Origin of the sequence: Geomobilimonas luticola (assembly GCF_018476905.1) — a bacterium.
Taxonomy (GTDB): domain Bacteria; phylum Desulfobacterota; class Desulfuromonadia; order Geobacterales; family Geobacteraceae; genus Geomobilimonas; species Geomobilimonas luticola.
Window position 1 is genome coordinate 477,599 of sequence record NZ_JAHCVK010000001.1, and the last position, 25,186, is coordinate 502,784.

Consider the following 25,186-nt stretch of genomic DNA (forward strand, 5'->3'; position numbering starts at 1 on the left):
TTGCATAAGGATATGCGGCCGGTTACACTTACCGTACTACGGACCCGGAGGTTCTCATATGCAGATTTCACTTATGGTGGAAGATCCCCTCACGCACCCCTGCCCTGTTCTGGTTGCGGCATGTTTTGAGGGAGACGAAGAGATGGAATGGCTTGCCCGGCTGGACCAGGCCATGGATGGTGGACTGGTTCCCCTTTGCCGGCAGGAGGATTTTGCCGGTAAGATCGACAAAGTAAAGCTGGTACATACATTGGGACGGATGCCTGCCGAACGTATCCTCCTGGTCGGCTTGGGGAAGCGGAAGGAGCTGACAGCCGAGCGACTGCGGCGAGCCGCCGGCACGATAGTGCAGGCGATGAAGAAGGGGCGGATTGAGCGGGGGAGCAGTCTGCTTCACCTGGCTGCCGGCACCGACCCGGCCAGACTCAGGGCGGTTGCAGAGGGGGCGCTGCTTGGCAGTTATGAGTTCTCCAGGTACAAAACGACTGCCGGTGAGGAGAGTGCGGTCACCGGACTGACCTTCCTCTGTCCTGACGAGACCGTCCTGCAGCATGTCGAGCCATGCGTCGCCGAAGCAGTCAGTGTCTGTGAGGCAGTCTCATTTGCGCGCGACTTAGTATCCCAGCCGGGGAACGTGGCTACTCCGGCCTATCTGGCCGAAAAGGGGCTGGAAATGGCGGCCCGGCACGGTATCACGTGCCAGGTGCTGGAGCGGGAGGAGCTGGAACGTCTTGGCATGGAGGCCCTGCTGGCGGTGAGTCGCGGGTCCCACCAGCCGCCGCGGTTCATCATCCTGGAATACCGGGGGGGTGGCGCGAAAGGGCGGCCGGTCGTGCTGGTGGGGAAGGGGGTTACCTTCGATTCGGGGGGGATATCGCTCAAACCGGGGGCCGGGATGGAACGGATGAAAGACGACATGGCGGGTGCAGCTGCGGTGCTCGGGACGCTCCAGGCCGCTGCCGCCCTGCATCTTCCCCTGCACCTGGTGGGGTTGGTGCCGGCCGCCGAAAACCTTCCCGGCGGGGGGGCATACAAGCCGGGGGACGTGGTGAAGGCCATGTCCGGCAAGACCATTGAGGTCGTCAATACCGATGCCGAGGGGCGGCTGCTCCTCTGCGATGCCCTCCACTACGCCCAGCGTTACCGGCCGGCCGTGCTTATCGACCTGGCGACCCTGACGGGAGCCTGTATCGTTGCCCTCGGCAACGTTGCCACCGGTCTGATGGGGAATGACAACACACTCAAACGGGCATTGCAGAGGGCAGGCGAGACGAGCGGCGAGCGGGTCTGGGAGCTTCCCCTTTGGGAAGAGTACGGCGAGCTGATGAAGAGCGATATTGCGGATGTGAAGAATGCCGGGGGCCCGACGGCGGGCACCATCTCCGCCGGCTGGTTCCTCCAGCAGTTTGCGGGGAAAACGCGCTGGGCCCACCTGGATATCGCCGGCACCGCCTGGGAGGAGAAGGGGCAACCCCATATTCCCAAAGGGGCGACGGGGGTCGGGGTGAGGCTGCTGGTCGAATATCTCCGTTCCATCTGTTAACGCTGCCGGGGGGCGGAAATAAAAAAAGGTGTGTCTTGCGACACACCTTTTTTCATAGGCTGGTTAGCCGGATTACTTGGCGACGGTTTCTGCCAGCTTGAGGGCGATGTCTTTGTAGGGGTTGGCGAACAGGATGATAAGACATACGACCAGAGCGTAGATGGCGAGAGACTCGATCATGGCGAGACCGATCATCATGGTGGTGAGGATCTTGCCGGAAGCGCCCGGATTGCGGGAAACGCCTTCTACCGCACTCTTGACGGCAAGCCCCTGGCCGATACCGGTTCCGAGGGTGCCCAGTGCCATGCCGATACCGGCGGCGAGTACGCACATAGTGAAAAAGCTCATTGTTGGTTCCTCCTTTCGTGAAATATCTCCTAAATAGTATAGGAAGGCGAATTCTTAATGGGCTTCCTCAAGGGAACCCTGGATGTAGATCATGGCCAGCAGCATGAAGACGAAGGCCTGGATGAAGGAGACCAGCACTCCCATGACCATCATGGGGAGGGGTACCAGGAACGGGACGAGCCCGAAGAAGATCATGAGAACCAGTTCGTGGCCGTTCATGTTGCCGAAGAGACGAAGCGACAGGGAGATGGGGCGGCTGAGATGGCCGATGACCTCGATGAAGAACATGATCGGCGCCAGCCACCAGATCGGCCCCATGAAGTGCTTGAGGTAATGGAGTCCGTGCTCTTTCACCCCGACGATGTGGGTGGAGAGGAAGACGATGATGGCGCAGGCCGCGGTGGTGTTCAGGTTGGCGGTCGGAGGATAGAAGCCGGGGATGAGGCCGATCAGGTTGGAAACGAGGACGAAGAGGGCGATGGTCGCGATGAGCGGAAAGTAGGGTTTTCCCTTCTCCCCCATGGTCTCGACCACCATGTTCTCGATACCGCCGACGATGACTTCCATGAAGTTCTGCAGACCGCTGGGAACGGTTTTCAGTCCCTTGGTGGCGAGCAGGGATACGATCAGCAGAAGGGCCATGACCAGCCAGGTGTAAGCGATGGCATCGGCGCCGGCTTCGGAAATGTGGAGCGTCTCCACAAGGAGTTCCCTGAAGAACTGCAGAAACAATAACGGATGAACCATGGACTACTCTCCTTTGGTGTTCAACGAATAGAGCGCAAGTGCGGTTATGGTCAGGACCAGCGTCGACAGGCCGAGGAGAAGCCCCCGGATATCGACGTCGAGCTTTACGATGAGCAGGTATATAAGGGCACCGATGACCGTGAGCCGGAGGAGGTAGCGCACGATGGCGAAACGCTCGGGGTTCTCCTGCTGCCGGTACAGCACCCGTTGCATGATGCTCAGCAGCCAGTAGTAATTGCCGATGGCAATCAGTCCCCCCGCCAGCACCCCCCCGGCGAACCTCAATGAGCCGAAACAGGCTCCTCCAAGGGTCAGGGCGGCAAGCAGGCACCAGCTGCCGGTGGCAACGATGGCGCTGTGATCAGGCTCCTTTATCGTTTCCACGGTCATTTCTATGAATTTCTTTGCCGGCGATAATGTAGATGTTCCGGAAGCCGGCCGCAATACCGAAAAAGAGAAAAATGAAGAAGAACCACGGTTCAGTTCCGAGCCACTTGTCCAGCTGCAAACCGATGAAGACCCCGATGGCAATGGCCAGCGCCACCGAAATCCCCATGCTCGACACCATTCCCAGAGTCTTTATCAGGCTCTTTGTATCCTTTTCCATGGGGAGGAACCTGACTGCCAAGGTACGGTGAAAAACCCAAGCTTAATAGCATATACGTGGTTGCCGTGTCAACCACCTTTTTGTCGGCGGGCTACAGTGCCTTGAACGCCTTGCGGGCCGCAGCGATAGTCCGGTCGAGGTCGCGGTCGCTATGGGCAGCTGAAACAAAGGCTGTTTCGAACTGGGAGGGGGCCAGGTAGATCCCCTCTTCAAGCATGACACGGAAATATGTTGCAAAGGCCTTCGTGTCACATTGAGCGGCGGTTGGCCAGTCGCGGACCTCGCCTCCCGTGAAGAAGGCACAGAACATGCTGCCGACGCGGGTTGAATAGATCGGGTACCCCGCATCCTTGGCTGCCTGGGCGATGCCGGCCGAAAGGCAGGCGCTCTTTTCTTCCAGCTTCTGGTAGAAACCTTCCTGCTGGAGCAATCGCAGGGTGGCGATGCCGGCGGTCATGGCGAGGGGATTGCCGGAGAGCGTGCCGGCCTGGTAGACGCCGCCGGAAGGAGAGAGAAGCTGCATGATCTCCCTTTTCCCGCCGAACGCACCGACCGGCAGACCTCCACCGATGATCTTCCCCAGAGTGGTCATGTCGGGGGTGACGCCGTACACCTCCTGGGCACCGCCATAGGCGACCCGGAAGCCCGACATCACCTCGTCGAAGATGAGCACGATCCCTTCGTTCGTACAGAGATCCCGCAGCCCTTCAAGGAATCCTTCCCGGGGGGGGACGGTGCCCATGTTGCCGGCCACCGGTTCAACGATGATGCAGGCAACCTCCCCCCTGTTATCGGCGACGAGAGTCCGCACCGACTCCAGATCGTTGAAGGTTGCGGTCAGGGTAAGCTTGGCGAAATCCTGCGGCACCCCGGGAGAATCGGGGACTCCGAAGGTGGCGGCGCCTGAGCCTGCCTTCACCAGCAGGGCATCGGCATGCCCGTGATAACAGCCGGCGAATTTCAGGATCTTGTCCCGTCCGGTATATCCCCGGGCTAAACGGATCGCGCTCATGGTCGCTTCGGTGCCGGAACTTACCATCCGCACCATTTCTATGGAAGGAACCGCCTGTATGACCATTTCCGCCAGGGTGATCTCCAGCCCGGTTGGTGCACCGAAGCTGCTTCCACTTGCCACGGCGGCCTGTACCGCAGCAACGACGTCGGGATGGCAGTGGCCCAGGATCATCGGTCCCCAGGAACCCACATAGTCTATATATTCATTGCCGTCTTCATCGTAAATCAGGGAACCGTTCGCCTTTTTGATGAAGAGGGGGTCGAAGCCGACGGACTTGAAGGCACGTACCGGGCTATTGACTCCCCCGGGAATAGATTGCTGGGCCTGTTGAAACATCTGCACGGAACGTCCGTTTTGCATCACATGCACCTCACGCTTTTTCGATTCGCAACGTGGGCGTGGTACCATATAACTCCGCATGCTGTCAAGGGTTAATAGCGCCTGGGCGAGTGATGCTGTCCGTGTCTGAGTCGGTAAAATACGCGGTCAGAGGCGAAAAAATTAGAACTTTTTTTTCTTGACAATGATTCGGAAATGAAATAAGTTCCGACCAATGGAAATTGTATACAGTATACGCTTCCTGGGCAAAAACTGAGTTCTATTAACTGGTTACTGGCGCGGTTCAAGCGCGAATCAGACGAAAAATCCGCTTCTGGCAAAACATACTAACGCTTTTCGAAAAACTGGAGGAAAAAGATGCTTGGTGCATATCTGCCCATAATCGTCCTGCTAACGATCGCAATTCTGTTCGGCCTTGGGTCGATCATTTTTTCGTCCCTTATCGGACCGAAAAAACCTTCCGAGGTAAAGCTGTCTCCCTACGAGTGTGGATGTGAGCCCGTTGGGAGTGCACGGGAGCGATTCTCGATCAAGTTTTACCTCATTGCGATGCTCTTCATCCTGTTCGACATCGAAGCGGTGTTTCTCTACCCGTGGGCGGTGGTCTTCAAAAAATTCATCGCAGCCGGTCTTGGTCCCTTCATTCTCGCTGAGATGGGCGTCTTCATCGTGATTCTCTTCGTCGGTTACATCTATGTCTGGAAAAAAGGAGCATTGGAATGGGAGTAGATCAGCAGCCATTGGGTGATAACATCATTACCGCGTCGCTGGACGGCCTGGTCAACTGGGCGCGTAAGTCGTCGATCTGGCCCATGACCTTCGGTCTGGCCTGCTGCGCAATCGAGATGATGGCCACCGGGGCGTCCCATCACGACCTGGACCGTTTCGGCATCATCTTCCGTGCGTCGCCTCGTCAGGCGGACTGCATAATCATAGCGGGGACGGTCACCAAGAAGATGCTTCCCGTGATCAAGACCGTCTATGAGCAGATGCCGGAACCGAAATGGGTTGTGGCCATGGGTGCCTGCGCCTGTTCCGGCGGCATTTTCGATACCTACAGCGTGGTGCAGGGGATCGACGAGGCGCTTCCCGTTGACGTCTACATCCCGGGATGTCCTCCACGCCCCGAGGCGTTGCTCTATGGTCTCATGAAGCTTCAGGACAAGATCATGAAAGAGAGAAACTCCTTCGGTTCGTCAATCGGGCTCGGAGACAGGCTCGAACCGGCAGCGTAAGGGATCAATACCAAAGGAAAAGGTATGACTAATATGGCTGAAACTAATCGCGCAGTTATAAGGCTGAAGGAAAAATTCGCTTCTTCGCTACTGGAAATCAAAGAATTCCGCGGTGAAGTGACGGTGACGGTCAAGAAAGAGGATGTCATCGCCGTTTGCACGTGCCTCAGGGATGAACTGGGATATAATCTGCTGACCGACGTGACCGCTATTGACTATTACGGGAAAACCCCTCGTTTCATGGTGGTCTACAACCTGTACTCGATTCCTGCCAAGGACCGCCTCAGGGTCAAGACCCCGGTGGAAGAATCGGATGCGTCCATTGCCAGTGCCACCTGCCTCTGGAATTCTGCCAACTTCCTCGAGCGCGAGGTGTACGACCTGTTCGGCATCACGTTCACCGGTCATCCCGACCTGCGCAGGATTCTCATGACGGACGATTGGGTCGGTCACCCGCTCCGCAAGGACTATCCGCTCCAAGGGCCGGATCGTGAGCCCTACAAGGGTCGGCTGTCCTAATACATACTCCGCACGCAAACGAAATTATTCTATCCAACACATAGAGGCGACGAATGGCTAGTACAGAGATCATGACAGTAAACATGGGCCCGCAGCATCCGAGTACGCACGGAGTTCTGCGGCTGGTTGTCGAACTGGACGGTGAGGTGATCCAGAAGATCACGCCGCACATCGGTTACCTGCACCGGGGAGTCGAGAAGCTGTCGGAGCACCGGACCTATCATCAGGCACTTCCCCTTACCGACCGCCTCGACTATCTCGCCCCCATGAGCAATAACCTTGGTTACGTGCTGGCAGTGGAAAAGCTGCTCGGCATCGAGGTGCCTGAGCGGGCCCAGACGATTCGCGTCATCCTGGCCGAATTGACCCGCCTCAAATCCCACCTTGTCTGGATCGCCTGCCATGCCCTCGACATCGGCGCCATGACGGTCTTCATCTATGCCTTCCGCGAACGCGAGAAGGTAATGGCCCTCTACGAAAAGATTTCCGGTGCGCGGATGACCAGTAACTACTTCCGTGTCGGCGGGCTGTCCTCCGAGGTCTACGACGGATTCGAAAAAGATGTACAGGAGATCGTCGATACCTTCCCTGGCCATTTCGATACCTATGAGGGGCTCCTGACCAAGAACACCATCTGGGTTCAACGGACCGTCGGCAACGGCGTGATTTCTGCCGAAGATGCCATAGATTACGGTATCACCGGCCCTGCCCTGCGTGGTTCCGGCGTTGACTGGGACCTGCGGAGAGACAATCCCTACAGCGGGTATGAGAAGTATAACTTCCAGGTGCCGGTCGGTAAGAACTGCGACACCTACGACCGTTACAAGGTGCGTCTCGTGGAGATGCGTGAAGCGGTCAAGATTGTCAAACAGGCTCTGGACTCCCTCAAGCCGGGACCGATTCTTGCCGATGCCCCCCAGGTGTGCTACCCGCCGAAAGAAGACGTTTACAACACCATCGAAGGGTTGATCCACCATTTCAAGATCGCCAGCGAAGGCTTCCCGGTTCCGGAAGGTGAAGTGTACCAGTCGGTCGAGGCTCCTAAGGGTGAGCTGGGGTTCTATCTGGTCAGCGATGGTGGGACCAAGCCCTATCGGATGCGGATCCGGCCGCCTTCATTCGTAAATCTCGGGGCGATCGAAAAAATGGCAAAGGGTGCCATGATTGCCGACCTGGTAGCGGTTATTGGGACGCTTGACATCGTCCTCGGGGAAATCGACAGGTAACTCACATTATCAAAGGAGATGGAGTACATGAGTAACGCTCCAGCCGAAGAAAAACCGACTGAAGATATCGATTTGGCCCCTGCCAATCATGTCATCGACAAGTACCTGACCCTGCCGGGCAACCTGATGCCGGTCCTTCAGGGAATCCAGGAAGAGTACGGTTACGTGCCCAGACCGACCATCGACCTGGTGGCGGAACGGCTGAACGTTTATCCGAGCCAGATCTACGGCGTCCTTACCTTCTATGCCCAGTTCCACCTGAAGCCGCGGGGCAGGTTCATCATCAGGGTTTGCGTAGGAACTGCGTGTCATGTCCAGGGGGCTCCACGTATCGTTGAGACGTTCTTTGACAAGCTGGGGATCGGGCATGCCGAGACCACTCCCGACCTGCGCTTCACGTTCGAGAAGGTTGCCTGTCTCGGCGCCTGCGGTATGGCACCGCTGGCCATGGTGAATGATTCCACCTACGGTTCGATGACGGTGCAGAAAGTCGGCGAAATCATAGCCGATTATAACCAGAGGCCGATGAAGAAGTAGCTCGATACTTATCCAGTAGGGGACTATTCGTCATGAGCGAAAACGCAGCGATAAAAATTCTGATCTGCCAGGGAACTGGCGGCGTTTCCATGGGTGCCAAGGACGTTGAGGCGGCATTCATCAAGCAAATCGCGGAAAAAGGTGTTGATGCTGTCGTCGGCAAGCGCTGTGACGTCATCAAGACCGGCTGCCGTGGCCTCTGCGCCAACGATGTTCTCGTCGATATCATCACCCCTGAGCAGGGACGGGTCACCTACGACTTTGTCAAGGCGGAAGAGGTCGGACAGATCATCGACGAGCACATTATCAACAAGACAATAATGGAGAAACGGAAAGCGAAGCCCTATTACAACACCTTCGTCGACCAGCAGATGCGCATCGTTATGACCGGTTGTGGTCAGATAGATCCCGACAGTCTGGAAGCCTATCTGGAAGAAGACGGCTTCAAGGCCATCGAGAAGTGTGTCAAGACTATGAAGCCTGCCGAGGTTACCGAGGAAGTCAAGAAGTCTGGACTGCGCGGTCGTGGGGGCGGGGGCTTCCCCACCGGCATGAAATGGTCCTTCTGCGCTGCCTCGCCCGGCGATAAAAAGTATCTGATCTGCAATGCCGACGAGGGTGACCCTGGTGCTTTCATGGACCGTTCGATTCTTGAGGGAGACCCCTTCTGCATTATCGAGGGGATGATGATCGCCGCCTACGCCATCGGCTGCTACTACGGTTACGTCTATGTCCGGGCCGAGTATCCGCTGGCAATTGAGCGTCTGCAGCATGCCATTGACACCTGCTACGAGAAGGGATGGCTTGGCAAGAATATCCAGGGATGGGGCTTCGATTTCGATATGCGCATCAAGATGGGAGCTGGCGCGTTCGTCTGCGGTGAAGAGACTGCGCTCATGGCATCCATCGAGGGAGAGCGCGGCATGCCCCGTCCTCGTCCACCGTTTCCTGCGGTCAAGGGTCTCTGGGGAAAGCCGACCAATATCAACAACGTGGAGACGTTTGCCAACGTCCGCCATATCATCAACAAGGGGGCTGATTGGTATGCCTCCCTCGGTACCGAGACGACCAAGGGGACCAAGATTTTCGCCGTCACCGGGAAGGTCAAGCATACCGGCCTCGTCGAGGTTCCTGCCGGGATGACGGTGCGTGAAGTCATCTATAACGTCTGCGGTGGCATTGCCAACAACCGTAAGTTCAAGGCGGTCCAGGCAGGGGGCCCATCCGGTGGTTGTATCCCCGCGGAAGTCCTCGACACACCCGTTGACTATGACTCCCTGATAAAGGCCGGTGCCATGATGGGTTCCGGAGGCCTCGTTGTCATGGATGAGACCACCTGCATGGTGGACGTGGCCCGATTCTTCCTTTCCTTCACCAGGATGGAGTCGTGCGGTAAATGTGTTCCCTGCCGGATCGGACTCAAGGCAATGCTTGACATCCTTGAACGAATCACGGAAGGAAGGGGTGAGCCTAATGATATCGAGACTCTGCTTGAGATGGGCACCACCATCAAGAAGGCGTCCCTCTGCGGTCTTGGTCAGACGGCTCCGAACCCGATCCTTTCCACAGTCAAATATTTCCGTCACGAGTACGAGGCCCACATCAACGACAAGCGCTGCCCCTCCAACTGCTGCAAGGAACTCCTCCTGTGGCAGGTAGTGGAAGAGAAGTGCGTCAAGTGCGGCGCCTGCCTCAAGGCCTGCCCTTCCAACGCCATACGCTGGGAGAAGGGCCAGGTTGCATACCTCATCAAGGAAAACTGCACAAAGTGTAAGTCCTGTTACGACGCCTGCCGTTTCATGGCCATTGAGTAGCTGATCACCAAGTAAACATCCGAGGGAGAACAGAGGGCGAGATGGTAAATCTTACAATCGACGATAAACAGGTAACGGTACCGAAAGACGCTACCATATATGATGCGGCCAAGGCAGCCGGCATAAGAATACCGATCCTCTGTCACGACAAGAAGCTCCACCCGTTCGGCGGATGCCGCATGTGTCTCGTGGAAGTTGAGCAGATGAAAGGACGCCAGATTCCTGCCTGTACCACTCCCGTGACGGAGGGGATGATCGTTCGTACCATGACCGACGAAATCATCCAGGCCCGCAAAATGGTTCTGGAACTCCTCCTGCTCAAGCACCCCATCGACTGCCCGGTTTGCGATGCGGCTGGTGACTGCGATCTCCAGAATCTCACCTATGAGTACAAGGTCAACGGCAACCGTTTCCAGGACGAAAAATTTCAGCACAAGATCGACTACGAGAACCCCCTCATCGAGCGGGACATGAACCGCTGCATCCATTGTGGCAAGTGTGCCCGGATTTGTGACGAGATCGTTTCATTCGGTGCCTATACCTTCATCAACCGAGGCATAGAGGCGAAGATCGGTACTGAATTCGATGGTCCCCTCAACTGTGAATTCTGTGGCTCCTGTGTCTCTGTCTGTCCTGTAGGCGCCCTCATTTCGCGCCCTTTCAAGTTCAAGGCCCGTTGGTGGGCACTCAACAAGGTCAAGTCGGTCTGCTCCTACTGCGGGACCGGTTGCCAATTAACCCTGGGAGTCAAGGACGATAAGGTCCTGACGACCATCTACGACGAAAACCAGGGATTCCACAACGGCCAGCTCTGCACACGTGGGCGTTTCGGCTACCAGTTTATCAACAGCGACAAGCGGCTGACAACACCGCTTGTTCGGAAAAACGGCAGCCTGCAGCCTGCAACATGGGACGAGGCTCTGGGCCTTGTCGCAGCAAAGCTCGCCGAAGAAAAAAATGCAGGGGGAAAAACGGTCGCCGGCCTGGCCACACCCCGGTTGACCAATGAAGAGCTATTCCTTTTCAAGAAACTCTTCAGGGATGGCCTTGGCTCAGACAACGTTGATCACTCGGCAGGGTATGCCCATGCAGCCCTTACCGCCGGTGCGGCGGAGAGCTTTGGAGGCACAGCTTCACCGGCGACAGTTGCTGATATCCAGGCATCCAATTTACTGCTCGTGGTGAAAACCGATGCCTATGAAACACATCCGGTACTCGGCTTCGAAATCAACCTGGGGGTAAAACGTAAGGATATTGACCTCAGGGTTCTATCCGACAAGCGGGGCAAGCTGTCCAAGCTTCCCAAGGCGGTTACCTACGTCCACAAACCGGGGCAGGAAGTGGCGCTCGTCAATGCCCTTGCCCAGGTGATCCTTGCCGAAAATCTTCAGGACGCTACTGCTTCCGGGATCGATGGCTTTGATGCCCTCAAGCAGCAGCTTGATGCCTTTGCTCCCGAAAAGGTCGCAGCCGCCTGCGGTCTGGATGCTGATACCATCAAGACGCTGGCCAGGGATTATGCAAAGGCGGCCAAGGCGCTCATCATCCTCCCCCTTGGCCTCGGTTATCCGGGGCATGGCAAGGCGCTGGCACAGGCCCTTGCAAACCTGGCGCTGCTGACCGGCAAGGTCGGCAAGGAAGGATGTGGCGTCCTTTATCTGGGTGAGAAGAACAACAGCCAGGGTGCCGCCGACCTCGGGCTCTTCCCGACCGCAGGTGGCGCAGATGCAGATGCCATCCTGGCAGGTTGTCAGAACGGTTCCATAAAGACTCTCATTGTGGCCGGTGAAAACCCTGTCGTTTCCTATCCCGACAGGAAAAAGATCGAGGCTGCGCTTGATAAAGTGGAATTTCTCGTAGTGCAGGATCTGTTCCTGACCGAAACCGCAGCAAAAGCTCATGTTGTGTTGCCGGTCTGTTCCTTTGCGGAAAAGAACGGTACCTATACAAGTGTCGGCCGTGCGGTACAGCGGGTAAACCAGGCCATCAAGCCTGTTGGCGACGCCCGGAGCGATTTTGCCATTCTTAACGGACTCCTTGCCGGCCTGACCGGCAACGCCCCTTACGCCGACACGACAGCAGTATTCGCAGAAATCGCGGCGACTGTCCCTGCATATGCGGGACTCACCATGGCAGGACTGGGTGAGACGGGAGCCATTCTTCCCGCCACGATCAAACCGCGGTTCGTGGCGGTGGAGGCTGCTGCCATCCCGGCAGAAAGCGGCAAATTTGCACTTGTCACCGGCAGTGCCCTCTACCATTGTGGCACCATGTCCCGCTTCGGGGAAGGTCCCATGTACGTGTGTCCGGAGGGTTACGTGGAACTGTGCCGCGATGACGCACAGGCGCTCAATGTTAAAGAGGGAGAGGCGGTTGTGGTTAAATCCGCAGCCGGCGAACTCAAGTTGAAGGTCAAGGTCGGAGCGCGCATGCCTCAAGGGGTTGTCTTTGCTCCGTACCATTTTGGAGAGGCCTCCGTGAACAGCATAGCTGTCGGCGCGCCGGTGACCTGGGTAAGCATAAGCAAGTAGCAACTACTCCGATACCAATTATTTTCGAGGGGAAGAGGAACACATGGACGCTCTATTAGCACTGCCACCGATGTACTATGTCGCCATGGTCGCCAAGGTTCTCGTAGCCTTTGTATTCGTACTGTTGACGGTGGCTTACGCAACCTACGCAGAACGGAAAGTCATCGGTTTCATGCAGGTACGGCTCGGACCAATGCGGACCGGTCCTTATGGCCTGCTTCAGCCGATTGCAGACGGACTCAAGCTCTTTTTCAAGGAAGAGATCATTCCGAAACAGGCGAGTACGTTTGCATTTCTGGTTGCACCGCTGATCGCCCTGGTGCCGGCGTTCATCTCCTTTGCGGTTATTCCCTTCGGCGGCAACATCGAAGTGTTCGGCTACACGATTCCGCTGCAGATCGCATCGGTGTATGACCCCCAGGTGGGAAAGGTGCTCGACCTGAACGTCGGCGTCCTCTATATCCTTGGTATGGCATCACTTGGTGTCTATGGTATCGTTCTCGCCGGGTGGGCCTCCAATAGCAAGTACTCTCTTCTTGGCGGACTCCGCGCTTCGGCGCAGATGATCTCCTACGAACTGGCCGCAGGTTTGGCAATCGTTTCCATCTTTCTCATGTCCGGGTCCCTTTCCCTCAACCAGATCGTGGCGGACCAGGCGGGAGCCTTCGGAGTGGCAGGATGGTACCTGTTTCGCAACCCCTTTACGTTCCTCGCCGGTATCATTTTCTTCATATGTTCCATAGCGGAAATCAACCGGACCCCCTTCGACCTTCCCGAGGCTGAAACAGAACTGGTGTCCGGATTCTGCACCGAGTATTCCAGTATGAAATACGCCATGTTTTTCATGGCTGAATATGCCAACATGGTAACGGTCTGTGCTGTCACCACAACCCTTTTCCTTGGAGGATGGCAAGGCCCTGCGTTCCTGCCGGGGTGGGTATGGTTTGTCGCCAAGGTCTATTTCCTGATTTTCTGCTGCATGTGGATCCGGGCTACCTATCCGCGCTACCGTTATGACCAGCTCATGCGGCTGGGATGGAAGGTGTTCCTGCCGATCACTCTGGTCAATGTCGTTGCCACCGCTCTGTGGGTCATGGTGGTAGGATAAAAAACGAAAAGAGGTAAATTCGCATGATAATGCCATTGCTGCAAGGTCTGAAGATAACATTTCTCCACATGTTCAAAAAACCGGTTACCCTCCAGTACCCGAAAGAGCGCCCCGTGGTTGTTCCGAATTACCGGGGACTCCATGCCCTCAAGGTTTCCCATGAACAGGCCAAATGTGTCGCCTGTTATCTCTGCCCTACGGTCTGCCCTGCAAAGTGCATTACTGTTGAGGCGGGGGAGGACGCAAAGCACGACAAGTATGCGGCCCGTTACGAAATCGATCTGCTCCGCTGCATATTCTGCGGATACTGCGTTGAGGCCTGCCCCGTTGATGCGTTGAAGATGACCCAGGAGTTCGAACTGGCCAACTACAAGCGGGAAGACTTCGTTTTCGTTAAAGAAAGACTCTTAGAAAAGAAATAAAGGAGCAGCAATGGAAACCCTCTTCTTTACCATTGTGGCAGCGGTGGCTGTCCTTTCCAGCATCCTGGTCATCACCTGCAAGAACCCGATCAACAGCGCGCTGTCGCTGGTAATGACCTTCTTCTGTCTGGCGACCTTCTATGTGATGCTGGATGCCCAGTTCATGGCGGCCATTCAGGTCATTGTCTACGCGGGTGCGATCATGGTCCTCGTCGTTTTCGTCATAATGCTCCTCAATATAAGGAGCGAGACGGGGAAACGTTCCAACCATGCCGTTGCCGTCAGCAGCATTCTCGCTTTCCTTGTACTCTTTGAGGCGTGTTACTTCCTGTTCCGGAGTACGCCTGCGAAGGAAGGGATGGGGCCGCTTACCAGCAGCGTAATCGAACAAGTCGGACATACCGAATTGATAGGGAAAGCCATGTACAGCGAGTTCCTTCTCCCCTTCGAGATAACGTCGCTGCTTCTTCTGGTTGCAATCATCGGTGCTGTCGTCCTTTCGAAAAAGAAAATCTAACCAAGTCAGGGGTGATGAAATGTTAGAGAAGTACCTCATTCTGAGCGCAATACTGTTTTCCATCGGTACTCTTGGCGTACTGATCAGAAGGAACGCCATCGTCATCTTTATGTGCGTAGAGTTGATGCTCAACGCGGTCAACCTGACATTCATTGCCCTTTCAAGGCATCTGGGCAATATAGACGGTCAGATCTTCGTCTTCTTCGTCATGACCGTTGCCGCTGCGGAAGCAGCTGTCGGGCTGGCTCTGATGGTCGCCTACTTCAAGAACCGCGAGTCCATAGATGTTGAAGACATCAATGTAATGAAGTGGTAACTGCACCCAAGATTCAGGAACTATACGGACAAGGAGTCTGGAATGTTTGATAATGTATGGCTTATACCTCTCTTTCCACTGATCGGTTTCTTGATTAACGGATTATTTGGAAAGACCATCAAGGAAGAAAAGGTCATCGGCGGGATTGGCGCTCTCGCAGTGCTTTGCTCTTTCGCGGTGGCGTGCATGACGCTCTTCACCATGATATCTCTGCCGGTCCATGAGCGAGTGCATAACGTCCCGGTATTCACCTGGATAAAATCCGGGACGTTCCAGGCTGATATCGCATTCCTGATAGACCCTCTTTCCTGCATCATGTTGATGGTGGTTACCGGGGTCGGCTTCCTGATCCACGTGTATTCCATCGGCTATATGCACGGTGAGGAAGGATTTTACCGGTTCTTCGCCTACCTCAACCTGTTCACATTCTCCATGCTCCTCCTGGTAATGGGTAACAACCTGCTCCTCATGTTTGTCGGCTGGGAGGGTGTCGGTCTCTGCTCCTATCTCCTCATCGGCTACTACTTTCACAAGAAGTCTGCGGGAGATGCTGGCAAGAAGGCGTTCGTCATGAACCGGGTCGGTGACTTCGGTTTTCTTCTCGGCGTATTCAGCCTCTTCTGGTGGCTCGGGCAGAATCACGGCATCTGGACCATCCAGTTTACCGAGCTTGCCAAGCACGCCGAACTCTTCCAGGGATGCACAATACTGACGGCCATCACGCTTGTCTTCTTCGTTGGCGCCACCGGAAAATCGGCCCAGATACCTCTTTATACCTGGTTGCCGGACGCCATGGAAGGCCCGACGCCTGTTTCCGCACTTATCCATGCTGCTACCATGGTCACCGCCGGTGTCTACATGATCGGGCGCATGAATTTCCTTTACATCCAGGCCCCCACCACCATGATGGTGGTAGCGCTTATCGGTGGAGCAACGGCACTGTTCGCAGCAACCATCGGCACGGCACAGAATGATATCAAGCGGGTCCTTGCCTATTCCACCGTATCCCAACTCGGGTACATGTTCCTTGCCATGGGGGTCGGTGCCTTTGCTGCCGGCATCTTCCATCTGATGACCCATGCATTTTTCAAGGCCTGCCTGTTCCTCGGGTCCGGTGCCGTTATCCACTCCATGCACCATGCCCTCCACCATTGCCATTCCCATGATGACGCCCAGGATATGCGGAACATGGGTGGACTCAAGTCGAAAATGCCCCTCACCTACGGGACGTTCCTTATTGCAACCATCGCGATAGCAGGTATTCCTGGCTTCGCCGGCTTTTTCTCCAAGGACGAAATTCTCTGGCAGGCATTTGCCAATCCCCACCACGGCAGCCTTAATTACCTCCTCTGGGGCTTTGGAGCCTGTGCCGCTCTGCTCACCGCTTTCTACATGTTCCGTCTGGTCTTTATGACATTCCATGGTGAGTGCCGCATCACCCCGAAAGCCAAGGACCATCTCCACGAATCCCCCATGGTTATCGTTTTCCCCCTCATTGTCCTCGCTGCCTTGTCGGTAGTTGGTGGTTATATCGGTATACCGAAAATCCTGGGTGATGTACTTGGTGGAATTCCTAACTACTTCGAGCATTTCCTGGCGCCCGTGTTCGAGTTCTCCGAAGAGTTCGTGAAGGCTCACGCCCACGGTGGTGCGCACCCCAGCCATGCTGTTGAATGGGGCCTCATGGGATTGTCCGTGCTGATTGCCTTTATCGGCATCGGCATCGCCTTCGTCCTCTACATAAAGGACACCTCCATACCGGCCAAGTTCACGGCAGCCTTTCCTGCCCTGCACCGGGCAGTATTCAACAAGTGGTACATTGACGAACTCTATGATTTCCTTTTTGTCAACCCCTGCAAGGCCCTGGGTAACTTCCTCTGGAAAGGGTTCGACGTGGTTGTGGTGGATGGTATCGTCAATGGCGTAGCAAGTGTTTTCATGGGATTCAGCGGTGTGCTGCGCCATATCCAGTCGGGCTACGTCTTTAACTACGCGTTCAGCATGACCATAGGGGCAATGGTTATCGTGGCCTTCTACATCTTCCGGTAGTACCAGTCAATTTTTAACAGGAGCAAAAGGAGCAGAGTAAATGAACCAGATGCCCGCGTTACTGAGTATAATAACTTTCACACCGCTGATCGGGGTTATTCTTCTCCTCTTCATGAACAAGAATAATCACTCCGTCCTTCGCGGACTCGCGATGGTAGTTACCCTGATTACCTTCCTGGCGTCCCTGCCACTGGTTACCGGGTTCCAGACCAACGCCGAGTTTCAGTTCGTGGAGATGGTTCCCTGGATCGCTGCCGGACCCTTCCAGATGAACTATCACGTCGGTATCGACGGAATCAGCCTCTGGCTCGTGATCCTGACCACCTTCATCATGCCGATTGCGGTGCTTTCCACCTGGACCGCCGTGGAGGAGAAGGTAAAGGAGTACATGGTCTGCCTGCTGCTGCTTGAAGTCGGAATGCTCGGGGCATTCATCTCCCTTGATCTTTTCCTCTTCTACATCTTCTGGGAAGTCATGCTTATCCCGATGTACTTCATCATCGGTATCTGGGGTGGCAAGCGGAAGATCTATGCGGCAGTCAAGTTCTTCATCTACACCATGGTCGGTTCGCTCCTCATGCTGGTGGCGCTCATCTTTCTCTACTTCAAGGCGGGGGCCGGTGATTTCAACCTGCTCCACTTCTATCAGGTAGCGCTTGACCCGGCAACACAGACCTGGTTGTTTCTTGCATTTGCCCTCGCATTTGCCATCAAGGTCCCGATGTTTCCTCTCCATACCTGGTTGCCCGACGCACATACCGAGGCTCCGACAGCCGGTTCCGTAATACTGGCTGCCATCCTCCTGAAAATGGGGACCTACGGATTTGTCCGTTTTGCCATGCCGCTCTTTCCCGATGCCACCGAGCAGTTCACTCCGCTCATCGCTACCCTTGCCGTCATCGGCATCATCTATGCTGCACTCGTCGCCATGGTGCAGGAGGACGTGAAGAAACTGGTAGCGTACTCGTCTGTTGCCCACCTTGGTTTCGTCATGCTCGGGGTGTTTGCACTCAACCAGCAGGGGGTTGCGGGTGGCATGCTGCAGATGCTCAATCACGGGGTTTCCACCGGAGCGCTCTTCCTTATCGTCGGCTTCATTTATGAACGCCGGCATACACGGCTCATCACCGACTTTGGCGGACTCTCCAAGCAGATGCCGATCTTTGCCACAGTATTCATGATCGTTACCCTTTCGTCCATCGGTCTTCCCGGAACCAACGGTTTTGTCGGCGAGTTCCTCATCCTGCTCGGGGCGTTCGAGAGCAAGCTACGCTGGTACACCGTCATCGCGACGAGCGGTGTCATCCTTTCCGCAGTCTATATGCTCTGGATGTTCCAGCGGGTCATGTTCGGCGAACTCAATAATCCCAAAAATCAGACTCTGAAAGATCTCAACGCGCGCGAGATCGCCATCATGGTACCGCTCATTATCCTGATATTCGTGATGGGGGTTTACCCCACGCCGTTCATAGATAAAATGAACCCTGCCATCGACAGGATGATCCAGTTGTCCAAAACGAAGCAGGCTGCACGTCTGCAGCAGCAGGTTCCGGCAGTGCTCCCCCAGGCGGCTCCCTTGGCGGCTCCCCCTGTTCTGGAGATGAAGTAACACGTTAACGGTTTCAGAATAGTCACCGGAGGAAATATTTGATGGAAACACTCGTTATGCCGGCCATAAACTTCGCCGCAATCATGCCTGAGACGATCCTGTCGATTGTCGCCATGGTGCTGCTGCTCCTCAACGTCTTCGTTCCCGGCGAGCAGAAGGCCTACTTGGCTTACCTGAGCTTCATCGGCATCGTCGTCGCCTTCTTCAGCGTCGTCAGCGGCTGGAATGCTCCACTCGCCTTGCAGGAGGGTTTCAACGGCTCAGTGCTGCAGGACAACTTCTCCCTCTTCTTCAAGGCAATATTCCTTGTCTCCGCCGGACTTGCGGTCCTGATCTCCGACCACTACATGGCCAAGGAAGAGTGCAACCATGGCGAGCTCTATCCGCTTATACTTTTTGCCACCGCCGGCATGATGCTGATGGCGTCAGGCACCGACCTCATGACCATCTTCCTCGGTCTGGAGGTACTATCGGTTTCCTTGTATGTGCTGGCTGGATTTAACCGCTCCGACATCAAGTCGAACGAAGCCGGTCTCAAGTACTTTCTCCTCGGGGCCTTCTCCACCGGCTTCCTTCTGTACGGCATGGCTCTCACCTACGGTGCAACCGGCACCACCAAAATTGCCAAGATAGCCGCCGCCGCAGCCATGGACGGAGCACTCGCCAACAACCCGATGTTTGTAGTCGGCATGCTGCTCATGGCGGTAGGGTTCTCTTTCAAAATTGCCGCTGCACCGTTCCACATGTGGACTCCGGATGTCTATGAGGGTGCACCGACGCCCATGACCGCTTTCATGTCTGCAGGACCCAAGGCTGCCGGTTTTGCCGCCTTCATCCGGGTACTCGTGGTTGCCATGCCGACGCTCAAGGCAGACTGGAGCGACCTGCTCTGGATACTGGCGGTTCTGACCATGACCGTTGGTAACATCATCGCCCTGAGCCAGAACAACATCAAGCGGATGCTCGCCTACTCCTCCATTGCCCACGCAGGGTATGCCCTGGTCGGTTTTACCGCGGGCAATGGCGAAGGGACAGCCGGTATCCTCTTCTATATGCTTTCCTACGCCTTCATGAATATCGGCGCCTTTGCCATTATCATCCTGGTGGGCAAGAAGGGTGAACCGAACAACAACGTGGAGGACTATGCCGGGTTCGGTGTCAAGCATCCGGTCCTTGCCATGGTCTTGGCGCTCTTCCTCTTCTCCCTGGCGGGTATGCCCCCTACCGCCGGCTTCGTCGGGAAGTTCTATCTCTTCTCGGCAGCACTCAAGTCCGGTTATGTCTGGCTTGTGGTGATCGGTGTTCTCAACAGCGCCGCATCGGTCTACTATTATCTCCGGGTCATGGTTTACATGTACATGAAGGACCCGGTCGAGGAATTCGACTGGATGAAGCTCAGCCCCGCCGTACTTCTGTCTATCACTATCTCCGTGGTGGGTGTCATTGTGCCGGGGGTCGTGCCGAGCATCATCCTGCAGCTGGCACAGAAAGCGATACTCCTCTAGTCTGTTCGTGTGTTAGAATGAGAGCCCCTCTGCCTGCTGGCAGAGGGGCTTTTTTCGTCAACTGGTACATTCAAGGTCTGTGAGCCATGCAATGCTGCCAGACACTGTGTAGTGGAGTAATCCAGCATGGCAGCGCCATTTGGCAGTATGTAAGTGAGGGGAGCACGCGTGGCGGCACCACAATTGAATCGAATGCTTGAGCGGTTCGCCCGGGCCGCACGGAGCCATCACAACGCGCTGGAGTCTCTCGATGAGGTGGCTGCCAATCGCCAGGCGACTGTTCTTGCCCATCTCGCCGCCGGCATCCTCCAGGAACGTGGCGACGGCGTCGCAGGGCTTGTGACGCTTACCCGTGAACCCGATCCGGTGGTTGCCGGTATGGCTGCAGTCTATCTTCTCCCCAGCGAGCGTGATCTGGCTCTGGCTGTCTTGCGCAGGGTAGCGGACGAACCGGGGCTCATCGGATTTCGTGCCCGTGGCGCCATCGATCGTCTGGAGAAGGGTGAGTGGGACGGGGAGCCGCATAGTTCTCCCTGATACTGAAGGCTGGCGGGTTGCAGCATAAATTGGTATACTACCTACCGGTGCAGGGGGGAGATGGGATGACGGAGGAGAAAGACCGCGAACTTCTTGGGGAGGTGCCGAATCCCCGGCGAACCGACAGTATCACCGAGCGGCTTGCCCGACTTCGACGGGAGCTGGCACGGGGTGAGGCCGTCTACACTCCCAGCGAACTGCGAGCACTTCAGCGGCAGCTGGATGAGTACGAGCATCTGCAGGAGATGCTCCAGTACCGGTGACCGAGGGGAGGCAGGACACCGTGAAGCCTGTAGCCGTTGTGCTTTTTATCCTGTTATGGTGCGGCTTCTGCCTCCCGGTGTCAGCCGTTGCGGGTGATGACGGCCCCGGCATAGCGGGGGCGCGTGAATTCAAGGAAATGGTGGTCAGGTGGCGGGTCTGGAAGAACGGCGACCAACTGGCAGTTACCGGCGGTGTCCGCGCCATTGGCCCTCAGCAGATCCGCAACCTCGAGTTGCGAACGCGCCATCTCTCGGCAACGGGGGAAGAACTTGGTCGCGCAACCTTCATCTTTTTTCCCACGACCATCCAGCCGGGCACCTTTCTCCATCAAGGGCTTACCCTGCCGATCCCGTCGGGGAAGACACCCGCCCGGCTCGAATTTGTCTATACCTATTACCACGATGACGATGAGGCGGGGGTGCTCCCCACCTTCGAGGGGTTCGAGGTAGGCCTGGCGGAGCTCAAGTAAAGGAGATCCTCCATGCCCCGCTACGTAGAACCCTTGTTCCGGCCACCCTCCGAGGCACGCAGCCTTATTTTCCAGATTACCATCGGCTGCTCCCAGAACAGCTGCAGCTTCTGCGGCATGTACAAGGGGAAACGGTTCCGGCTGAAGCCGGTTGACGAGGTGCGGGCGGAAATCGCCGCCATCCCGCCCCAGTACCGGTCCCGGGTGGACCGGGTCTTCCTTGCAGATGGTGATGCCGTTGTCTATCCCGTTGACGGCCTGGCGTCCATTCTCGATGCACTGTCTGCAACGTTCCCCCGACTTGCCCGGGTCGGTGCCTATGCCTCCCCCAACAGCCTCACCACCAAATCCGCAGCCGAGCTTGTGCTGCTGAGGGAAAAAGGGCTTCGAATCCTCTACTTCGGTCTGGAATCGGGGGATGACGACACGCTGAAGAACGTAAACAAGGGGTTTGATGCCGCCACCATGGCCGAGTTGGCCCTGAAGGCGCGGAGAGCGGGAATGAAGCTCTCTGTCACGGCAATTCTCGGCCTGGCCGGCCGGGAACGAAGTCTGGATCACGCCCGGGCGACAGCCGACTGGGTCAACCGGGTCAATCCGGAGTATTTTTCCCTCCTCACCCTGTTTCACCGTCACAACGATGATTTTATCCGTGCCCTCCGGCAGTGCAGCCGTCGCAATCTGATGCTCGAGGCGCGGGAGATCGTCAGCGTCCTCAACCCTTCACGGACCATCCTCCGCTCCAACCATGTCTCCAACTTCCTCAATCTTGCCGGCAGCTACCCCAAGGACCGGCAGCGGCTCATCTCCGATGTTGACAGGGCGCTGGAGCGTGCGGCGCTGGTGCCGGGGTTTCTCGATGGCGTGCCTGAGTACGGGGAAGAGTACTACTGAGCTGTTACGGTAAGGATTTTCCCCCCTGCCGGGTCCCCCGTCGTTCCAGTTCAGCGTCTATCGCGTTCAGCACCTCAAACTTGGCCAGTGACCAGAGCGGTGCGACCAGATGGTCCCGGCCACCGTCCCCGGTGAGCCGATGGATGAAAATGCGCCGGTCGAGCCGCTCCAGGAAGTCGCATACCAGCCCCACGTAGTCGTCACGCTCAAGCAGCCGGACCTTCCCCTCCCCATAGAGTTGAGCCAGTTCCGTTCCCGCCATGACATGGAGAAGGTGGAGCTTCACCCCCTCAACTCCCAGCTCATTAAGCATCCCTGCCGTTGCCATTGTCTCCTCGCGACTCTCCCCCGGCAGACCCAGTATGACGTGGGCACAGATGCGCAGGCCACGTGACCTGGCGGCCCGAATGGCTGCCACTGATGTGGCGGCGTCGTGGCCACGGTTTACAAAGGCGAGAGACCGGTCGTGGAGCGACTGAAGGCCCAATTCCAGCCAGAAATAGGTGCGCCGGTGGTAGTCGGCAAGGAGGTCGAGGACAGGCGGGGGGAGGCAGTCGGGGCGGGTCCCGACGATGAGTCCTGCAACGTCCGTAACTGCCAGCGCCTCGTCATAGAGGGCACGCAACCGCTCAACCGTGGCGTAGGTGTTGGAATAGGGCTGGAAGTAGGCGATGAACTTTCCCGCCTTGTACTTGCGAACCATCACCTCTTTGCCGTCCTCCAGTTGCTCGGTGATGGAGAGGCCGCGGGGGATGCCGAAAGAGCCGGATCCGTCGCCTCCGCAGTAGATGCATCCTCCCGTTCCCACGGTGCCGTCCCGGTTCGGGCAGGTGAAGCCAGCATCCACGGATATCCGGTGGACCCGGCAGCCAAAGATTCGCTTCAACTCCACGGAAAATGCGTTGTAACGCTTGTCGGTCATCTTCGATTTCCCAGCCTTTTACCACAGAGGACACGGAGAAAAATCACCGCCGATGTATTCGTTACCGTCCCAGGAGCCGCAGGTACTCCTCCACCGTAATCGCCGTATGCCAGTTCCCCGTCAGGCGTCCCACCATGGTCCCCCCCCAGAAGAGGAGCACTACAAGGATGGCGAACACCAGGCCGGGGACAATGACCTTCCGGCCGGTCAGCTTCATCTCCAGTGCCCCTTCGGCCCGGCAGTGGCTGATGCAGCGCCAGCAGCCGATGCACTCGGGTGAATGGACCCGACGCTTTGCCATGACCGGGATGTATGAGGGGCAGACCTGGGTGCAGACGCCGCAGGAAACGCAGAGCTCGCCGTCCCGGCTTACCTTGGCGGGCGACAGCATAGATACGAGCCCAACGAGGGCGCCGTAGGGGCAGAGGAAACGGCAGAAGGGGTTGCGCACCGGCAGGGAGAGGAGGGTGAGAAAGAGAATGACCCCGAGGGCGAAAGGGGAGAGGTGGAGGAAGAAGTCGAGCATCCTCACGTCAGCCGTTTTGTTGTAGTCGGAGTAGATGAAGGCGGTTACCTGCTCCGGTCCCATAACCACGAGGATGGAGTAGAGGAAGAAGGCGAGCAGCAGGTACTTGATGCCGCGCAGTACCATGTCGAGCCAGCGGGGGGGGCGGTAGTTGCGGTGGAGCAGACTGAACCCCCGCTTCCAGAGAAACTCCGAGAGGGTGCCGACCGGACAGATCCAGGAGCAGAAGGAGCGCTTGAGGAGGAGAGAGACGGCGACGATGGTGAGAAAGATGACAAGGCCGGCCGGATGGACCGGGTTGATCACCCCGGTAATCACCCACTCCTTAAGGCTTACCAGGGCGGAGATGGGGAGGAACCCTTCCACCCCTTCCGGCCGGGGGACGAAGGAGGCGGTGCCGCCGCTGCGGCAGTAGCGGACGAAACGGAAAAACTCCACGCCGAGATAGACCATGAAGAGGAGATATCCCCACTGCACGGCAATCCGGAGCGGCTGCATGAAACGTTTACCCATGATGCCTCCCAGAGGGTTGCGTGTTCAAATAACTTTCGGTGTGTGAACGAGAGTCGTTGATGCGACTCATTCTGTCACACGGCAGTGCTATGCTTTCACCATCGACCAAGAGGGAGGAAACGGAATGGAACCGATCGTGGTGTTCGGAGCGGGACTTGTGCTGTACTGCGGATATGTGGCGGCCGTCGATTCGTGGCGCGATTGGCGGCGGGGCCGGGTCAAGGTGCGGGCCACCGTCAAGGCAGCCGTCAGGGCGTCGAGTCAGAGGCGCCGCTCGTTTTGCACAGCAACGGGTCGAGCAGGTGCCGCGGCTGCACGTTGGCAAGTGCCCGCAAAAGGCTCCGCTTGACGTGGGGGATATCCTGCTCCAGGTGGCGCAGCAGCTCCTTCATCCGCTTGCGCTGCTGGTCTGCAGTGCCGCAGACCGGGCAGCAGCAGCAGACCACCGGGAAGCGGTTCTGGCGGGAGAATGTAACGATGTCCCGCTCCTCCACGTAGACCAGGGGGCGGATCACGGTGGTATGGCCGTTGTCCGCCAGCATCCGGGGGGCCATCGCCTTGAGCGAGCCGACGAAGAACTGGTTCAGGAGGAGTGTCTCCACGAAGTCGTCCATGTGGTGGCCAAGGGCCAGCTTGTTGCAGTTGAACCGCTGGGCAAGGCCGTAGAGCGCTCCACGCTTGAGCCGGGCACAGATGGAGCAGTAGGAGGAGTCGGGACGCCGCTTTTCCTTGATGATCCCGTAGTGGTCGGTCGGCTCCATGTGGTGGGTGAAACCGTGATCCCGCAGGTGCTCGACGATGATGTCGGTCCGGAAGCCGGGATAGCCGGAGTCGATGTTGATCGCCATGAGGTCGTATTTTATGGGAGCTCGCCGCTGCAACTCCGCCAGGATATGGAGCAGGGTGTAGGAGTCTTTCCCTCCCGAGACCGCCACCGCGATCCGGTCTCCCTCCTCGATCAGGCCGAAATCGGCAATTGCCCTCCCCACACCGTTCTTGATCCGCTTGTACAGTTTGTCCTCGATCAGTGCCACGCGAACTCCCATTTTTTCCATAAAAAATAAAGAGTACCGG

General features: G+C 57.0%; 27 protein-coding genes. 19 read left to right on the forward strand and 8 right to left on the reverse strand.

Annotated elements, in window-relative coordinates:
• The first annotated feature begins 58 nt into the window (after nt 1-58).
• Nucleotides 59-1,543, forward strand: a complete 1,485-nt coding sequence (locus KI810_RS02230) for a leucyl aminopeptidase (protein ID WP_214173849.1) — start codon at nt 59-61, stop codon at nt 1,541-1,543.
• Nucleotides 1,544-1,615: 72 nt separating this feature from the next.
• Here KI810_RS02230 and atpE read toward each other — a convergent pair whose 3' ends face one another.
• The 5 genes from atpE to hemL all read right to left on the reverse strand — a co-directional run bounded on the left by atpE (nt 1,616) and on the right by hemL (nt 4,620).
• Nucleotides 1,616-1,891: an ATP synthase F0 subunit C gene (atpE, locus tag KI810_RS02235; RefSeq protein WP_214173850.1), complete on the reverse strand. Its 276-nt coding sequence runs from the start codon at nt 1,889-1,891 to the stop codon at nt 1,616-1,618.
• Between the two features lie 54 nt (nt 1,892-1,945).
• On the reverse strand, nt 1,946-2,638 hold the full coding sequence (gene atpB / locus KI810_RS02240; RefSeq protein ID WP_214173851.1) for a F0F1 ATP synthase subunit A: 693 nt from the start codon (nt 2,636-2,638) through the stop codon (nt 1,946-1,948).
• A gap of 3 nt (nt 2,639-2,641) precedes the next feature.
• Nucleotides 2,642-3,022: an ATP synthase subunit I gene (locus KI810_RS02245; RefSeq protein WP_343213454.1), complete on the reverse strand. Its 381-nt coding sequence runs from the start codon at nt 3,020-3,022 to the stop codon at nt 2,642-2,644.
• A complete protein-coding gene (locus tag KI810_RS02250; protein ID WP_214173853.1) occupies nt 3,000-3,245 on the reverse strand; it encodes an AtpZ/AtpI family protein in 246 nt (81 codons plus the stop codon). Before KI810_RS02250 ends, KI810_RS02245 begins: the two co-directional genes overlap by 23 nt.
• A gap of 91 nt (nt 3,246-3,336) precedes the next feature.
• Nucleotides 3,337-4,620 (reverse strand): glutamate-1-semialdehyde 2,1-aminomutase, encoded by a 1,284-nt coding sequence (gene hemL, locus KI810_RS02255; RefSeq protein ID WP_214173854.1) that lies wholly within the window; start codon nt 4,618-4,620, stop codon nt 3,337-3,339.
• A 336-nt stretch (nt 4,621-4,956) separates the two neighbouring features.
• Between hemL and KI810_RS02260 the strand changes: the two genes are divergently transcribed.
• The 18 genes from KI810_RS02260 to KI810_RS02345 all read left to right on the forward strand — a co-directional run bounded on the left by KI810_RS02260 (nt 4,957) and on the right by KI810_RS02345 (nt 22,151).
• Nucleotides 4,957-5,328, forward strand: coding sequence for an NADH-quinone oxidoreductase subunit A (locus tag KI810_RS02260; RefSeq protein ID WP_214173855.1), 372 nt, complete (start codon nt 4,957-4,959; stop codon nt 5,326-5,328).
• Nucleotides 5,319-5,834, forward strand: coding sequence for an NADH-quinone oxidoreductase subunit B (locus KI810_RS02265; protein ID WP_214173856.1), 516 nt, complete (start codon nt 5,319-5,321; stop codon nt 5,832-5,834). Before KI810_RS02260 ends, KI810_RS02265 begins: the two co-directional genes overlap by 10 nt.
• A gap of 33 nt (nt 5,835-5,867) precedes the next feature.
• A complete protein-coding gene (locus tag KI810_RS02270) occupies nt 5,868-6,353 on the forward strand; it encodes an NADH-quinone oxidoreductase subunit C (RefSeq protein ID WP_214173857.1) in 486 nt (161 codons plus the stop codon).
• A 53-nt stretch (nt 6,354-6,406) separates the two neighbouring features.
• Nucleotides 6,407-7,579, forward strand: coding sequence for an NADH dehydrogenase (quinone) subunit D (nuoD, locus tag KI810_RS02275; protein WP_214173858.1), 1,173 nt, complete (start codon nt 6,407-6,409; stop codon nt 7,577-7,579).
• A gap of 27 nt (nt 7,580-7,606) precedes the next feature.
• Nucleotides 7,607-8,116 carry an NADH-quinone oxidoreductase subunit NuoE family protein gene (locus tag KI810_RS02280; RefSeq protein WP_214173859.1) on the forward strand — a complete coding sequence of 170 codons (510 nt, stop codon included), beginning with the start codon at nt 7,607-7,609 and terminating at the stop codon, nt 8,114-8,116.
• A 32-nt stretch (nt 8,117-8,148) separates the two neighbouring features.
• Nucleotides 8,149-9,930: an NADH-quinone oxidoreductase subunit NuoF gene (gene nuoF, locus KI810_RS02285; RefSeq protein ID WP_214173860.1), complete on the forward strand. Its 1,782-nt coding sequence runs from the start codon at nt 8,149-8,151 to the stop codon at nt 9,928-9,930.
• Between the two features lie 41 nt (nt 9,931-9,971).
• Entirely contained in the window at nt 9,972-12,461 is a 2,490-nt protein-coding gene (locus KI810_RS02290) for a molybdopterin-dependent oxidoreductase (RefSeq protein ID WP_214173861.1), read from the forward strand.
• Between the two features lie 43 nt (nt 12,462-12,504).
• On the forward strand, nt 12,505-13,569 hold the full coding sequence (gene nuoH, locus KI810_RS02295) for an NADH-quinone oxidoreductase subunit NuoH (RefSeq protein WP_214173862.1): 1,065 nt from the start codon (nt 12,505-12,507) through the stop codon (nt 13,567-13,569).
• Between the two features lie 23 nt (nt 13,570-13,592).
• A complete protein-coding gene (gene nuoI, locus KI810_RS02300) occupies nt 13,593-13,991 on the forward strand; it encodes an NADH-quinone oxidoreductase subunit NuoI (RefSeq protein WP_214173863.1) in 399 nt (132 codons plus the stop codon).
• A 10-nt stretch (nt 13,992-14,001) separates the two neighbouring features.
• Nucleotides 14,002-14,508: an NADH-quinone oxidoreductase subunit J family protein gene (locus KI810_RS02305; protein ID WP_214173864.1), complete on the forward strand. Its 507-nt coding sequence runs from the start codon at nt 14,002-14,004 to the stop codon at nt 14,506-14,508.
• Nucleotides 14,509-14,527: 19 nt separating this feature from the next.
• Nucleotides 14,528-14,824 (forward strand): NADH-quinone oxidoreductase subunit NuoK, encoded by a 297-nt coding sequence (gene nuoK / locus KI810_RS02310; protein ID WP_214173865.1) that lies wholly within the window; start codon nt 14,528-14,530, stop codon nt 14,822-14,824.
• Nucleotides 14,825-14,866: 42 nt separating this feature from the next.
• A complete protein-coding gene (nuoL, locus tag KI810_RS02315; protein ID WP_214173866.1) occupies nt 14,867-16,873 on the forward strand; it encodes an NADH-quinone oxidoreductase subunit L in 2,007 nt (668 codons plus the stop codon).
• 40 nt (nt 16,874-16,913) lie between these two features.
• Nucleotides 16,914-18,482: an NADH-quinone oxidoreductase subunit M gene (locus KI810_RS02320; RefSeq protein WP_214173867.1), complete on the forward strand. Its 1,569-nt coding sequence runs from the start codon at nt 16,914-16,916 to the stop codon at nt 18,480-18,482.
• Nucleotides 18,483-18,523: 41 nt separating this feature from the next.
• Nucleotides 18,524-19,987: an NADH-quinone oxidoreductase subunit N gene (locus KI810_RS02325; protein ID WP_214173868.1), complete on the forward strand. Its 1,464-nt coding sequence runs from the start codon at nt 18,524-18,526 to the stop codon at nt 19,985-19,987.
• Between the two features lie 168 nt (nt 19,988-20,155).
• On the forward strand, nt 20,156-20,524 hold the full coding sequence (locus KI810_RS02330; RefSeq protein ID WP_214173869.1) for a hypothetical protein: 369 nt from the start codon (nt 20,156-20,158) through the stop codon (nt 20,522-20,524).
• Nucleotides 20,525-20,589: 65 nt separating this feature from the next.
• Nucleotides 20,590-20,787 carry a hypothetical protein gene (locus tag KI810_RS02335; RefSeq protein ID WP_214173870.1) on the forward strand — a complete coding sequence of 66 codons (198 nt, stop codon included), beginning with the start codon at nt 20,590-20,592 and terminating at the stop codon, nt 20,785-20,787.
• A gap of 20 nt (nt 20,788-20,807) precedes the next feature.
• On the forward strand, nt 20,808-21,257 hold the full coding sequence (locus tag KI810_RS02340; RefSeq protein ID WP_214173871.1) for a hypothetical protein: 450 nt from the start codon (nt 20,808-20,810) through the stop codon (nt 21,255-21,257).
• Nucleotides 21,258-21,269: 12 nt separating this feature from the next.
• Entirely contained in the window at nt 21,270-22,151 is an 882-nt protein-coding gene (locus KI810_RS02345) for a radical SAM protein (RefSeq protein ID WP_214173872.1), read from the forward strand.
• A 4-nt stretch (nt 22,152-22,155) separates the two neighbouring features.
• On the opposite strand, the gene mnmL is transcribed toward KI810_RS02345, so the two are convergent.
• The 3 genes from mnmL to ttcA form a co-directional block, all read right to left on the reverse strand.
• Nucleotides 22,156-23,073 carry a tRNA modification radical SAM protein MnmL/YtqA gene (gene mnmL / locus KI810_RS02350; protein WP_214173873.1) on the reverse strand — a complete coding sequence of 306 codons (918 nt, stop codon included), beginning with the start codon at nt 23,071-23,073 and terminating at the stop codon, nt 22,156-22,158.
• A gap of 61 nt (nt 23,074-23,134) precedes the next feature.
• A complete protein-coding gene (locus KI810_RS02355) occupies nt 23,135-24,112 on the reverse strand; it encodes a 4Fe-4S binding protein (RefSeq protein ID WP_214173874.1) in 978 nt (325 codons plus the stop codon).
• A 248-nt stretch (nt 24,113-24,360) separates the two neighbouring features.
• Nucleotides 24,361-25,146 carry a tRNA 2-thiocytidine(32) synthetase TtcA gene (gene ttcA, locus KI810_RS02360; protein ID WP_214173875.1) on the reverse strand — a complete coding sequence of 262 codons (786 nt, stop codon included), beginning with the start codon at nt 25,144-25,146 and terminating at the stop codon, nt 24,361-24,363.
• Nucleotides 25,147-25,186: the final 40 nt, after the last annotated feature.

What these genes read in the sequence shown, in the direction of transcription:
- KI810_RS02230 (WP_214173849.1), top strand. Translation starts at nt 59, where the DNA reads ATGCAGATTTCACTTATGGTGGAAGATCCCCTCACGCACCCCTGCCCT.
- atpE (WP_214173850.1), bottom strand. Translation starts at nt 1,891, where the DNA reads ATGAGCTTTTTCACTATGTGCGTACTCGCCGCCGGTATCGGCATGGCA.
- atpB (WP_214173851.1), bottom strand. Translation starts at nt 2,638, where the DNA reads ATGGTTCATCCGTTATTGTTTCTGCAGTTCTTCAGGGAACTCCTTGTG.
- KI810_RS02250 (WP_214173853.1), bottom strand. Translation starts at nt 3,245, where the DNA reads ATGGAAAAGGATACAAAGAGCCTGATAAAGACTCTGGGAATGGTGTCG.
- hemL (WP_214173854.1), bottom strand. Translation starts at nt 4,620, where the DNA reads ATGCAAAACGGACGTTCCGTGCAGATGTTTCAACAGGCCCAGCAATCT.
- KI810_RS02260 (WP_214173855.1), top strand. Translation starts at nt 4,957, where the DNA reads ATGCTTGGTGCATATCTGCCCATAATCGTCCTGCTAACGATCGCAATT.
- KI810_RS02265 (WP_214173856.1), top strand. Translation starts at nt 5,319, where the DNA reads ATGGGAGTAGATCAGCAGCCATTGGGTGATAACATCATTACCGCGTCG.
- KI810_RS02270 (WP_214173857.1), top strand. Translation starts at nt 5,868, where the DNA reads ATGGCTGAAACTAATCGCGCAGTTATAAGGCTGAAGGAAAAATTCGCT.
- nuoD (WP_214173858.1), top strand. Translation starts at nt 6,407, where the DNA reads ATGGCTAGTACAGAGATCATGACAGTAAACATGGGCCCGCAGCATCCG.
- KI810_RS02280 (WP_214173859.1), top strand. Translation starts at nt 7,607, where the DNA reads ATGAGTAACGCTCCAGCCGAAGAAAAACCGACTGAAGATATCGATTTG.
- nuoF (WP_214173860.1), top strand. Translation starts at nt 8,149, where the DNA reads ATGAGCGAAAACGCAGCGATAAAAATTCTGATCTGCCAGGGAACTGGC.
- KI810_RS02290 (WP_214173861.1), top strand. Translation starts at nt 9,972, where the DNA reads ATGGTAAATCTTACAATCGACGATAAACAGGTAACGGTACCGAAAGAC.
- nuoH (WP_214173862.1), top strand. Translation starts at nt 12,505, where the DNA reads ATGGACGCTCTATTAGCACTGCCACCGATGTACTATGTCGCCATGGTC.
- nuoI (WP_214173863.1), top strand. Translation starts at nt 13,593, where the DNA reads ATGATAATGCCATTGCTGCAAGGTCTGAAGATAACATTTCTCCACATG.
- KI810_RS02305 (WP_214173864.1), top strand. Translation starts at nt 14,002, where the DNA reads ATGGAAACCCTCTTCTTTACCATTGTGGCAGCGGTGGCTGTCCTTTCC.
- nuoK (WP_214173865.1), top strand. Translation starts at nt 14,528, where the DNA reads ATGTTAGAGAAGTACCTCATTCTGAGCGCAATACTGTTTTCCATCGGT.
- nuoL (WP_214173866.1), top strand. Translation starts at nt 14,867, where the DNA reads ATGTTTGATAATGTATGGCTTATACCTCTCTTTCCACTGATCGGTTTC.
- KI810_RS02320 (WP_214173867.1), top strand. Translation starts at nt 16,914, where the DNA reads ATGAACCAGATGCCCGCGTTACTGAGTATAATAACTTTCACACCGCTG.
- KI810_RS02325 (WP_214173868.1), top strand. Translation starts at nt 18,524, where the DNA reads ATGGAAACACTCGTTATGCCGGCCATAAACTTCGCCGCAATCATGCCT.
- KI810_RS02335 (WP_214173870.1), top strand. Translation starts at nt 20,590, where the DNA reads ATGACGGAGGAGAAAGACCGCGAACTTCTTGGGGAGGTGCCGAATCCC.
- KI810_RS02345 (WP_214173872.1), top strand. Translation starts at nt 21,270, where the DNA reads ATGCCCCGCTACGTAGAACCCTTGTTCCGGCCACCCTCCGAGGCACGC.
- mnmL (WP_214173873.1), bottom strand. Translation starts at nt 23,073, where the DNA reads ATGACCGACAAGCGTTACAACGCATTTTCCGTGGAGTTGAAGCGAATC.
- KI810_RS02355 (WP_214173874.1), bottom strand. Translation starts at nt 24,112, where the DNA reads ATGGGTAAACGTTTCATGCAGCCGCTCCGGATTGCCGTGCAGTGGGGA.